Source organism: Mucilaginibacter sp. P19, from assembly GCF_050632265.1.
In the GTDB taxonomy this organism is placed as follows: Bacteria; Bacteroidota; Bacteroidia; order Sphingobacteriales; family Sphingobacteriaceae; genus Mucilaginibacter; species Mucilaginibacter gossypii.
Genome location: NZ_CP192586.1, coordinates 3,498,941 through 3,511,270 on the forward strand (window position 1 = coordinate 3,498,941; position 12,330 = coordinate 3,511,270).

General features: G+C 39.6%; 7 protein-coding genes and 2 pseudogenes. 2 read left to right on the forward strand and 7 right to left on the reverse strand.

What is annotated here, in order from left to right; translation table 11 throughout:
* Positions 1–206: 206 nt before the first annotated feature.
* From ACQ86K_RS16955 to ACQ86K_RS16965, 3 genes and pseudogenes are all read right to left on the reverse strand, one after another.
* Positions 207–1,745 (reverse strand): RagB/SusD family nutrient uptake outer membrane protein, encoded by a 1,539-nt coding sequence (locus ACQ86K_RS16955; protein ID WP_218134335.1) that lies wholly within the window; start codon positions 1,743–1,745, stop codon positions 207–209.
* A 10-nt stretch (positions 1,746–1,755) separates the two neighbouring features.
* Positions 1,756–4,797 (reverse strand): SusC/RagA family TonB-linked outer membrane protein, encoded by a 3,042-nt coding sequence (locus tag ACQ86K_RS16960; RefSeq protein ID WP_091162870.1) that lies wholly within the window; start codon positions 4,795–4,797, stop codon positions 1,756–1,758.
* Positions 4,798–5,302: 505 nt separating this feature from the next.
* Positions 5,303–6,642 (reverse strand): annotated as a pseudogene (locus ACQ86K_RS16965) (DUF6377 domain-containing protein).
* A 722-nt stretch (positions 6,643–7,364) separates the two neighbouring features.
* On the opposite strand from ACQ86K_RS16965, the gene ACQ86K_RS16970 reads away from it, so the two are divergent.
* Both ACQ86K_RS16970 and ACQ86K_RS16975 read left to right on the forward strand, forming a co-directional pair.
* Entirely contained in the window at positions 7,365–7,613 is a 249-nt protein-coding gene (locus ACQ86K_RS16970) for a hypothetical protein (RefSeq protein WP_091162868.1), read from the forward strand.
* A gap of 170 nt (positions 7,614–7,783) precedes the next feature.
* Positions 7,784–8,194, forward strand: coding sequence for an RNA recognition motif domain-containing protein (locus tag ACQ86K_RS16975; protein WP_091162867.1), 411 nt, complete (start codon positions 7,784–7,786; stop codon positions 8,192–8,194).
* An 81-nt stretch (positions 8,195–8,275) separates the two neighbouring features.
* Here ACQ86K_RS16975 and ACQ86K_RS16980 read toward each other — a convergent pair.
* The 4 genes and pseudogenes from ACQ86K_RS16980 to ACQ86K_RS16995 form a co-directional block, all read right to left on the reverse strand.
* Positions 8,276–10,011 (reverse strand): annotated as a pseudogene (locus ACQ86K_RS16980) (phospho-sugar mutase).
* A gap of 277 nt (positions 10,012–10,288) precedes the next feature.
* Positions 10,289–10,933: a hypothetical protein gene (locus ACQ86K_RS16985; protein ID WP_431198387.1), complete on the reverse strand. Its 645-nt coding sequence runs from the start codon at positions 10,931–10,933 to the stop codon at positions 10,289–10,291.
* 65 nt (positions 10,934–10,998) lie between these two features.
* Positions 10,999–11,505: a hypothetical protein gene (locus tag ACQ86K_RS16990; RefSeq protein WP_431198388.1), complete on the reverse strand. Its 507-nt coding sequence runs from the start codon at positions 11,503–11,505 to the stop codon at positions 10,999–11,001.
* Positions 11,502–12,008 carry a hypothetical protein gene (locus ACQ86K_RS16995; RefSeq protein ID WP_431198389.1) on the reverse strand — a complete coding sequence of 169 codons (507 nt, stop codon included), beginning with the start codon at positions 12,006–12,008 and terminating at the stop codon, positions 11,502–11,504. The genes ACQ86K_RS16990 and ACQ86K_RS16995 overlap by 4 nt, the downstream gene beginning before the upstream one ends.
* Positions 12,009–12,330: the final 322 nt, after the last annotated feature.

Sequence of the window (12,330 nt, forward strand, 5' to 3'; positions counted from 1 at the left end):
TTGAGCTGATTAGCGAAATTGATGCCGATGGTTTCATTATTCTGCTCGGTAAACAGGGTTTGTTTATCCCCCCATTACAGGCGCAAAAAACAGTTGGGATCAAGATAAGCAGAAACAGGAGTATTTTTGGTTGCATATACTTTGCGAAAAAACAAACGTAGCGGAAAATTCCGCTACGTTCCTTTCAATCAAATAAATCTCAATTATTAATAACCTGGGTTTTGTTTAAGATTAGGATTTGTATCCACCGCACGCTGAGGAATTGGATAAATTGTTTTGCTTTTATCTGTTTTGGCCGGGCGCTGATCAACCGGATCATTAAATTTCTCAAAACGGATCAGGTCATTCCTTCTCCAACCTTCCCAGTAAAGTTCACGGCCCCTTTCAGCAAGCATAGCAGCCAAATCAACAGAAGTTAAGGCTGTGGCACCGCGAGGTACGCGGATTGAATTTACAAGCTGCAACGCTGTTTGTCCCATAGGGTCAGTACCACCACGTAAAATAGCTTCCGCTTTTTCAAGCACCACGTCGGCGTAACGCAAAATCACATAGTCATTAGATGTATTATCATCGTTAACTGTGTTATCAGCTTTTGGTTGAGGGAAATATTTAAATACCCTGATGCCTTGAGCTTCGGTTGAAAAGTTAAGGTTAACATCCGGTGTAAAAATCAGAGGCTTGCCACTACGTTGTGTTAAAGCTTTGTGACCAGGGCCATATTGTTGCCCCACAGCAAAACCTGCCCTTAAACCAACTTTATCAGTTAATCCCGGATAATCTACACCACGGCGTTCGTCGGTAGCTTCAAATGAGTTATAAAAATCGGCCAGTGTGGTAAAACCGTTCCAACCATCCGGAGTTTGGTTATAATGAAGGCCCATCCTCCAGCGGTTTTTGGCAGGCGCAGGAGAAGATGTGGCGGTGTTGTAGAAGCCAAATATGTTTCCGTGTGATTGTTCTGAGTTGTCCCATGCAAAATCCTGGAAATATTTGCCGGCAGGCTCCAAAGTATATCCTGCCGCGGTAACCTTGTTGGCATATTCTATCACTTTATCCATATCTGCCTTAGCAAATGTAAACGGACCACCAACTGTGGTTGCGGCATAAACCGCCCTATTTAAATAAACTTTTGCCAACAGTGCCTGAGCTGCTGCTTTATTAGCAACACCAATATTTGCGGTAGTGGCTGCCAGGTTAGCTTCCGCAAATTCCAAATCTTTGATTATGAAATCAGTTGCTTCCGCCCGTTTCATAACTGTAGGAATAGATGAGGTTGGCGCATCAGGATCACGCATAGGTTGCTGTCCGTACAAATCAACCACCTGGAACATAAAGTAGGCCCGTAAAAAGCTTGCCTGTGCTTTGATATTGTTATCGGTTGCCTTTGAGATTACCTGTGTTGCACGGAATACACCAATATTTAGCTGGTCCCAGGTATCATTTACCTGGTTGTGGGTAGGTGTCCAGGTATGGGTGTGCAATTTACGCCATGTACCAAAATCGCCCCAGTCAGTACCGCGGGTAGGACCCATCATTTCATCCGTTGGATGTTCCTGTAGGGCATATGTATTGGCCTGATCGGTTTGTCCATATAATTGTGTGTAAACACCATTCAGTTCGGCCGATCCGGCATTGTTACCATATAACGATTTCGATCCGTAAAGTTTTTCATCCAGTTTTGCACAACCGGCTGCGGTTATCAGAACTAAGCTACAAAGAGCTGCTCGTGATGTTATATTTTTCATTTTCATGTTATTAAAAGCCTGCGTTTAAACCTAAAGTAAATATACGGGCCTTGGGGTAAGAGGTATAGTCGATACCCTTTGAAGCCACGTCATTACGTTGTTTATCTGTGTTAATTTCCGGATCCAAACCAGAGTAACCGGTGATCAGGAATAAATTCTGCCCTGTAAATGACACCCTTAAAGTTTTTATCGCCTTAGATTTAAGCGAGAAGGTATACCCTAAGGTGGCATTGCTTAATCTTAAAAAATCACCTTTTTCAAGAAAACGGGTTGATACCTCACCAGAGTTAAGCGGGTTTTCATTGGTTGCTGCTACTTCTTTTGTTACGTTACGACCACTAACAAGGTTGCCTTTGTAAAAGAACGCGTTTGCAGTGTTGTTGTAAATATAGAAGCCTGTAGCAGCATTTAGGAAGAAGCTTAAACTCCAGTTTTTATAATTAAAGTTATTGGTTAAGCTGGCAGTGAATTTAGGATTAGGGCTTCCTTGTAGTGAAGAAACATCGACACCCTGAGGATAGATACTAAAGCCATTTGCGTCAAGCCCTTTATAATTCGGAACGTTGAAGGTATATAGCGGCACGCCGTTGGTAATTAATTGCGAATAAGCGCCAGAAAGGCCTTGTCCGTCGATATTACCCGTAACAATATAATTTTTGAAGTTTTTAAGCGTGTTGCTTATAAAAGTCATGTTGTAAGCAACATCCCAATTAAAGTCCTTGCTCTGTATAGCAGCAAGGTTCAATCCTACTTCGACACCTTTATTGATTACGTCACCATCCAGGTTTTTATAAATTCTCGAAGAAAACGTTGGCTGCGCAATATCCTGGAAGAAAAGCAAATCTTTAATTGATTTGTTGAAATAATCAACCGAACCCGTTAACCGTCCCTTTATGATCGAGAAATCGAGGCCTGCACCATAGGTGGTGTTAGTTTGCCATTTCAAATCGGGATTAGCCTGGTATAACGGAGCAACTGAATTACCTGGAAAATCCTGTAATTGCTGCACAGGTAATGAAGCGTACGCCGGAATTTCCTGGTTACCGGTTTTACCATAGTTTAACCTAAGGCTCAGATCATCAAATAAACCATCTTTAGGCATGAAGCTTTCATTGGTTATACGCCATTTTACAGCCAAAGCCGGGAAGTTACCATATTTATGGTTAGCCCCAAAGCGCGATGAACCGTCCCTTCTGATTGTACCAGTAATAATGTAACGATCTTTATAAGAGTAATTTACACGAGCAAAGTATGATTGTAATTTATAGCTCGAGCTATCGCCAACCGGATAAGGAAGATGCGTTTTAAAATCATCATAATTTTTAACTAATACACCGGCAGTTGATGTGCCGAAACCAAATTCATTACGGTTAAAGTTTTTGAAAGTCTGGTATGAATAACCGGCCAAAGCTGTAAGCGAGCTTCCATCCTTCCACTTCTTGTCATAGTTTAAGGTATGTTCGGTTGTGTAATTTGTTAACTCGTTATGTGTAAGGATAGCAGTACCATTACCTGTTGGCGACGGGAAGTTTATCTGCCTGATACCGATAGCATCTGTATAGCCAACAATTTTAGGATCATAAAAAGTCTTTCTTAATCCCCTTGATATATCAGCTCCAAAATTGCCCTTGTATGAAAGACCTTCAAATAACTTCAAGGTAAGTGTAAGGTTATTCAAAAACCTGTTTATATTATCCCTGTCATCTATCTGATTTAATAACGATACCGGGTTCCTGAAACTGTTACCGTTAGGGTAACCAGCATCGTTATAGCCGTTAAGGTTAAAATATCTTCCTTGTGAGTCAAATACCGGGGCTGTTGGGTTTAGCTGTATAGCTGCACCCACTAAACTTCCGTTAAAACCGGCATTATTAGTAATTGGGGCATACTGGTTTTTAACATTTGAATAGGTTGACTGGAGATCTAATTTGATCCTATCGTTTAAAAATGATTTGGAAGCATTAATACGTCCGTTTAAACGTTTTAGGCCTGAATTTTTCACGATGCCCTGCTGGTCGTCATAGCCAAAGGAGGCACGGTAACTTGCAGTATTATCTTTGCTTGCGCCACCCAGGCTTAAGTTATAGTTCTGCGATATCGGACTGCGGAAGATCTGTTTTTGCCAGTCGGTATTGGCACCATAATCAATACCTCCATCAGCTACCGGACCCGCATTAGCACCAACTGCAGCTACTGCTTTCAAAAACGCATCCCTACCAAGTACGTCATAACGCTTTGCAGTACTTGAAACACTTGTATTTGATGAAAATTGGATACCCTGACCTTTACGCCCTTTACGAGTGGTTATTAAAATTACACCATTAGCACCACGTGAACCATAAATAGCAGCCGAAGACGCATCTTTTAACACAGAAATGTTTTCAATATCAGCAGGGTTCAAGAAAGCCAGCGGGTTGCGTGCAGATGAGCTACCTGCTCCAACACCATAACCACCGCTTGTACCTCCACCGTTATCCAATGGAACACCATCAACTACATAAAGCGGGCCATCGCCTGAACGAATAGAACCAGCACCACGTATTGCGATTGTAGCCCCAGCACCCGGTTCACCGCTTGATGGCGTAACCTGTACGCCCGAAATACGGCCCTGAAGTAATTGATCAGGAGTTGAAATAACGCCTTTGTTAAAATCTTTTGTGCTCAATGAGGCTACCGAACCAGTTGCATCCTTAACTTTCTGTGTACCGTAACCGATCACTACAACTTCATTCAGCGCACGATTCGCTTCTTCCATCTGCACATCAACAGAAGTCCGACCGTTTAATGGAATAGTTGCGTTCAGGAAACCAACATAAGTAAAAGTAAGACTTGGGGTATTTGCCGGGACCGAAATTTTGTACGATCCGTCTGTTGCTGTTATGGCGCCACCCTGGGCACCTACAGCTGTTACTACCGATACTCCTATTAAAGGGGAGCCATCTTTTTTGTCGGTTACTTTACCTGTTATTATCTTATTTTGGGCCATAGCAGGCTCCATCAAAAAGAGAAAAACAGCAAAGAAACATACGTTGAGTAAATGTTTAATTTGCATAAAACTTGAGATTTAGTTGAAATTGGTTGTTGTTTGGGTTTAGTTTTCAAACCGTAAAAGAGATCCCCAACATTTATACGAAATCATGCTAATATGGTTTCGGGTTATCATAATAAATAATACCCGAAGTATACGCATAATGGCCATGCAAACATCGCCCGTACCGATAGGTTAGCAGGTGAGTACAGGAAAAGGTTAACAATGACCGATCGTTTAAAAATGTAATGGTTTACAATTATTACAGGTTAAATTCTGATGCAATTTACTTATAAATAAACTCAGAAAAAGACTTATCCGTTGCGGTAAACGCGAAAAAGGCTTATTTTAATAATTTTATAATTTTTTTCAATGTTTTTTAAATTTAAAACATTGAAAAACAGATATTTATATAAAAAATGGCGACAAAAAATATAATGTTTTTTTAATCATTTATAATACTTTTTTGCTAAAAACCCTGTAAGGTTTGGCTACTTTACAGGGTTTTTAGCATGTATCTTCAAAAAAATCACTCGTAATCAAAAGCCTTAATATCCATAATCCGTTGTTCGAATTGATCAGGGTGCAACGATTTGGCTTTGATCCTCATTTTGTAAACATAGATTGTATTGACAGAATATTCCAATATTTTGGCAATAGTTTCATTATCAGCAATACCCATCCTTATAAGCGCGAATATGCGAAGATCAGTATTTAATACTTCGTCCTCATCAGGCCAGATCTGATCTTTCTCGGCAAACAAGCTATTGAACACCGTAATAAAGTTAGGGAAGATCTTTAAAAAATATGATCAAAGCTATAATATAAGCTCTCCCTTTCTTTTTTAATATCAATATTATTTACAAAAGTATGAATGGCGTCATACTTCTTCATCGAGAGCTTGGCATCAATAGAGATTTTCAAATTTTCGAGCTTAACGATATATCCCGAAATGGCCTTAAAAAACTGCCCGATATATTCCTCTTTAATTTTTGCATCTTCAATTAGTTTCGCGTTTATGTGGTTTAATTGCACATTTTTCCCTTCAATTATTGCTTCTTTAACCTTCAACTTTTTTAATTGGTTAATGATCATCACCAGGAAAAAGACAACCAGCAATGCAAGCGCAGTAATAATTAACAGGAACACCAGGAAGCGGTTTTTTTGATGCTCGGTATTATTAAGCTCGGCTGCCGCTATTAATGGTAAAATTGAAGCAATTTGTATTTTACGCTGCCGGGCTCCGTAAAAGTCGGCATCAGTTTTTGCCAATTGAATAAAACTGTAAGCATCTTTGATGTTCCCCTGCTTATACAATAATTCGGCCAGCGTATAAAGCGCAACCGTTTCACGCGTTGATGATTTGATATCGGCTATTGCAGCCCTCATCATCAAATTAAGACCCTCCTGCCTTTCGTTATCTTCAAGGTAGATTGATCCCAATGAGCATGACACCATTGCACGCAGGTGCATGGAAATTGGCATGTCCTTTTCCAGTAATTTTTTAAAGCGTATGCGCCCTTCTACGTAATTCTTTTCCTGATAATCCTTCAAACCAAGTAAATAAGTATGCATTATATGGTCGTTGCCGCAAAACGAGACCGCTGAATCAATGTATTTATTACCGGTCTTAATATAATCGGGGCTAAAATATTTGTCATTACTGTAATTCGCCAGGTCATAATTGCACCTGGCTAAAAAGAAATAGTAATCAACTTTATCGGCATTACTTAGGGCTTTTACATTTACTTTTCGCAAATAGTCAAAGGTCTCGTTAAACATCCCCGACGAAAGAAGAATAAAAGCCATCCTTACGTAACTATAATACTCCTTTGGTTTATTACCGGTTACCTTGCTTAGTGATATCATTTTATCGACATAAACATACGCCGAATCAAACTGATATGATTTGTATTCGATGTAAAGCTTGTCCCAGGTATCAAACCGCGCATCATAATTGGTTTGCGAAAGGGTTGATTGATATGCCTTTAATTTTCGGATCCTTGCTTCTTTACTGCTATCATATATATTTTTTTGCGATTTCAGTTTTTAATTCTTCGAGTAAGGTATTAGGATCAGTGAATGCATTTGCCGAAAGAATAATTAATGAAAAAAGCAAACAGAAGATATATTTCATTTTTGTTATAAAGGTTTTTAATAACGCACCGATCCGATTAATCAAACACACAATTTCTGCAAATCAAATACGGCAATAAATTAATTAAACTGCAACCAACTAAGGCTATCATTTTAGAAGATAAATTGCACACCTATCCCCGGTTTATATTCTCAAATATATGGATTTACAGTATTGCTAATGCGTTTTAGTTTTGTTTTTTGATCCACAGAAATTACACTGTCCGAACCTGAAAAAGATTGAGTCATGCCACCTAAACGACGAGTTTTATTTTTAATCTATTCCGGCCCGTGAGCTTATCTGTTTAGATATTGATGCTAAACACAATGCAGACAATTGTATTCGTTATCAATATAAAGACAGCGGCCATTGATACAGGGAGATAGTTTGTTATTAGATGCAATAGGTTTCCGCGTTTACAAAAACAAAATAGTGAACATTTATCTTTTTTTAGGTGGCTGACGCCTATAAAATACTGGACTATTTCTTAAAAGCATTTGGGCCATTTACCGGGCGTCCGAACGCTTATGCCGATATTTATAACTGGGATACAACCGCACTGAATTTGTCATTGAGATACCAGGTAAAAACCGAGATGGGGGTAGCTGTATTTAGCAATAAAAACCTTGAAAACGCAATTGCAGCCAACGGGCCTTCAGTACTTCTTAAAGATGTATACCAGTCGTTCTCTGTTTTGTATTGATGACGTTCTATTATTAAGAGTCACAAAATGCCATTTTTTGACCATTACTGACTTGAAAACAACGAATTATTAAATAAACTTTGGTTTTAACGCGAAAACATCCTTTATTTAAAAAAATCAAACGAAATTTGTGTACGGTGGTTATCTATCATCTTAATCTCAATTTATAAATGGTCAAATTATTTGTAGGCGGCTTTCCTCTGGAAATGACAGAGCTGGAACTTGTTAAAATGATAGGTCCACATGGCGATGTGGAAACGATTAAAATTGTACGCGACAAAAAAACAAGAATATGTAAGGGGTATGCGTTTCTTGAAATGAAGGACCGCACCGGGGCAGAAAACGCGGTGATCGCCTTAGACGGTACGCCTATTGCCGATCGGGTATTAAGTGTAAAAATAAACGACGACTTTATAAAGAAAACTCCTCCACCACGTAAGTCATTTGGATACGGCAATAACAGAGGCGGCGGGGATAGAACTAACAATACCCGAAGCTATAATAGCCAAAGCAATTACCGGAGCAATAATGATCAGTCGCCCGGAAGTGACAGACCAAGGCGCCCCAGAAAAACGATGTAACGAACGACTGATAAATCATACATAAAAAATCCCGGCCGATTGAGATCTGGCCGGGATTTTTTCAAACATCATTATCCATAGTTAAACACCGAGATCCTGCATAATTGAGGCAATCTTAGCGTCAAGGTTTTTATCTGTTTCACTATATGTCTCTTTACTTTCAAGTTTACCGTTCACACTGCAATAAAACTTAATTTTAGGCTCCGTGCCTGACGGGCGGGCCGAAATGATACTACCGTCCTCTGTAATGAATTGCAAAACATCAGATACAGGCAATTCAATTGGTTTGCTTGTATTGGTTGCTAAATCAGTTTCAATACGTTTTTCATAATCCTTAAGTGTGCTTACTTTTGAGCCGCCTAAGGTAGCCGGAGGATTGGTACGGAATTTCTCCATCATTTCCTTAATTTCTTCGGCACCGGTTTTACCTTTTTTAGTCAGGGAGATCAGCTTTTCTTTGTAAAAACCATATTGCACATAAGTGTCGATTAATGCTTCAAAAAGGCTGCTTCCTTTGTCTTTGTAATAAGCAGTCATTTCTGCAATGAATGCGCTTGAAACTACAGCATCCTTATCCCTAACCAGTTCGCCTATCAAATAACCATAGCTTTCTTCACCGCCACCTATAAAGGTTTGTTTACCCTCAAAATGGGTCATTAACTCGCCGATATATTTAAAGCCGGTAAGCGTGTTATAGTAAGTAACATTCTTGGCTTCGGCTATGCGTTCGATTAGATTTGTGGTAACAATGGTTTTAACGATGTATTCTTTACCGGTAAGCTTGCCTTTTTCTTCCCATGCGGTTAATAAATAATTGATCAACATAGCGCCGGTTTGGTTACCATTGAGCAGGATAAACTCGCCATCGGTATTTTTCACAGCAATACCCACACGATCTGCATCCGGATCTGTAGCCAATACCAGGTCGGCGTCAGTTTCCTTTGCTTTTTTAAGGGCAAGTGTAAGCGCTTCCTTTTCTTCGGGGTTAGGGTAAACTACTGTTGGGAAATTTCCATCGGGAGTTATTTGCTCATCAACCAAGATCACATTTTCAAAACCAAACCGTTTCAAGGCTTGGGGTACCAATGTGATACCGGTACCATGGATTGGCGAATAAACTATTTTAAGATCTTTTTGACGTGCAATAGCATCAGGCGAAACAGAAAGCTCAGTGATCTTGCTCAGGTAAAGCTCGTCAATGTCCTCCCCTATTTCTTCAATATTAGCATCAACGCGGTTAAATTTGATGTCATCAATGCTGCTGATTGCAGCAACCTCGTCCATCACGGCTTTATCGTGCGGAGAAACAAACTGCCCACCATCGGCCCCATAAGCTTTGTACCCGTTATACTCTTTGGGGTTGTGTGATGCTGTAAGCATTACACCGCTTTTGCAGCCTAAATGGCGTACCGCAAACGAAAGCTCGGGCGTAGGACGTAATGCCTTAAAAAAATAAACATAAATGTCATTAGCTGAAAAAACTTCGGCCGTAATAGTCGAAAAGAAATCGGCGTTGTTACGGCTGTCATGAGCAATAGCTACTTTGATTTTTTCGCCGGGGTAGGTTTTTTCAGATAATTAGCTAATCCCTGTGTGGCGGCGCCTATAGTATACTTATTGATACGGTTTGAACCCGGCCCCATAATACCGCGAAGGCCACCGGTACCAAACTCCAGATCACGATAAAATGAATCCGTCAGTTCGGTATATGCCTTATCGTCAATTAATTTTTGAATTTCCTGCTTTACATCAGCATCATAATTTCCTTGAAGCCATGAGTTTGCTTTTTGAAGAATGGTGGGGTCTAATTCCTGCATAAGTGGTTGTATATTTTCAATTTATCAGATTCGGTTTTGTTTTAAATATGATAATAAATAATCAAAACAGAACGCCTTAAAGTTAAATCATCTTTTTAATTATGCCAGCCCAATATGCAATAACTTTTAAATATAATGCACGGCAAGAGCGGCAGTCGCCGAACCGTTATCTGAACAAGATACTCCAGTAAAAGTTTTATCAATTTCAAGCTATAAATGGCGCTGCCATCCTTCGCCCTCCATTTATCGTTGGCCGACGAACCGTTAATCAAATCTATTAACGTCCTTTAGTAAACAAGTTGAGTATCGGTATATCAACTAAAACCCCAACCGACCAACGTGTATATAACTTATTATCGCCGTAAGTGTTAGTTATCACATCTTTATTGGCTCCTGTTAAACTAACGCTACGCAAATTTGGCGCAACCTGGAAACCACCCGAAATTGAGATTGGTGTAGATGGTATACCTATAGATAAAAACAAACCGGGGCTTATGATATTCTTCAGCTCAATTTTGGGCACCTGCGCTACAGTGGCGCTGGTATCTTTTGCTACTGGGGTACTTCCGGATGTAAAACGGTATGAAGCAAGTGCGCCGATATCAATTAAAGAAACAAAAACAGAAGTCGACCATTTTTTATCGCCCGTAGGAACAAATAATAAACGGTGCCCCCAGCTAAATGAAATTCCTACCGGTGCTGAGAGCCCGTATGTACCTTTATACTTTTCATCAATGCCATGCACTTTTTCTTTACCTACATAAGGGCCAACATAGGCGTTTAGAGCAACATTAAAAATAGCCTCGCGTTTAACGGTTGAACTGCCTACCGGTAAAGCAATTGCTTCAATAGCATTTTTTACTTCGTCACTGTTTTTCGCTTTTGATACCTCAGCGGCAAAATTGGCATATTTAATAAACATTTTATTTATTGCCGGCCACTCGGTGAACGCTGCAATTTTCGCTTCAAGTTCATTTATTTCTTTCTTTATGGCAGTTTTGGCGACTGCATCCTGCAGTTTATTATATTCTGCTTTTTTTCAGCAAGTTTTGTAACCAAATCCTGTTTTATTGGGTTGGTAACGACTTTATTAATAAACAAGTTATCGTAAACGTCGCTAAGCTCAACTATGGCCGATGGGTACTGCTTTTCGTAAACATCAATGTAAACGTTGCCAAGACTCCTGGCTGATGACAGGTACTGATCAATCTTCGGATCGTTCCTGTCAATCATTGGTATAGTGATATTGGTCGGATTGATATTTAAAAGCACCGGTGATTTCAATAATTGCTCAAAAAGATTAAGTGATGAATTATAAAGCGCGTAATAATCCTGGTAATTAAAAGTATTTTCACCTTTTTGCTGAAGTTGCTTTAAATTAATGAAATACCTGTTTACTATTGTTGCTTTTTGGATAAATTCAATGTTATAACTCTGATAAATTTCCTCAAATTTTAAAAAGTCACCACTACGATCTTTGAGAAATTGCCTCATTGAACCCTCTTTGAAATTAATGTCTTTTTTTCCAATTGCTGATAAAGTAAACCAAGGTAGATTTGGAAAGTTACAGGGTTACTAAACAGCATCTTCGCCGAATCGGCATCGACCCAGTATTTATCTCTCTGATTTGACCGTAATGATTGTGAAAAAAGATCAAAAGCTTGCAATGCCGGATATACATTTTCATTTACAAGCTTTAAGGTGCCATTGCCTGCTTTATTAACCAGATAGGTATGAAAAATATCCCCGGGATGGGAACCCTCATGAAACTCGTTGGCTATATACAAGGCATCGATGAAGATTATCCTGACGTGGGGCATGGCAGCAAACAATTGATCCATGCACGGGTCGTCAATCAAATTGGAAACATTGGGAAGTAATAGTGCCAGGTCTTTCTGAAATGACTCCCGCAGCAAATCCGTATAGGCGGCGTAATTATAGATCTCAACATCTATAGCTGTAAGTGATTTGTAAGTAACCGGGAATAATAACTGCAACTGCCTGGTACTGTCCAGCTCCTTTTTAAACCGTGAAAAAAGGCAGTGGAAAGTTCCTGCTTTGTTCGTTCCACTAAAAACTTTGCAAGACCGTCGGCAAGATTGGTAACATCAAGTGAGCCTATGGATTGTAGTAATCCGGATGGGCTGGGTATTGTCCCTCCGCTTGCACCGCCAGCTTCATAAATCCCGTTCAGGCTAAAAAAGGGTTTTTCTTGATAACAGTATCTACATTAGTGGTGTTCTTGAGATTAAAATAATAAGCAAACAACGGCTTGTTTTGTGGGCTGATCCTTATTTTTCCGTCTTTGTCGTAAAGACT

Excerpts from the sequence above, each read along its gene's own strand:
- ACQ86K_RS16955 (WP_218134335.1), bottom strand. The coding sequence starts at position 1,745 with ATGAAAAATATAACATCACGAGCAGCTCTTTGTAGCTTAGTTCTGATA.
- ACQ86K_RS16960 (WP_091162870.1), bottom strand. The coding sequence starts at position 4,797 with ATGCAAATTAAACATTTACTCAACGTATGTTTCTTTGCTGTTTTTCTC.
- ACQ86K_RS16975 (WP_091162867.1), top strand. The coding sequence starts at position 7,784 with ATGGTCAAATTATTTGTAGGCGGCTTTCCTCTGGAAATGACAGAGCTG.
- ACQ86K_RS16985 (WP_431198387.1), bottom strand. The coding sequence starts at position 10,933 with ATGTTTATTAAATATGCCAATTTTGCCGCTGAGGTATCAAAAGCGAAA.
- ACQ86K_RS16990 (WP_431198388.1), bottom strand. The coding sequence starts at position 11,505 with ATGAGGCAATTTCTCAAAGATCGTAGTGGTGACTTTTTAAAATTTGAG.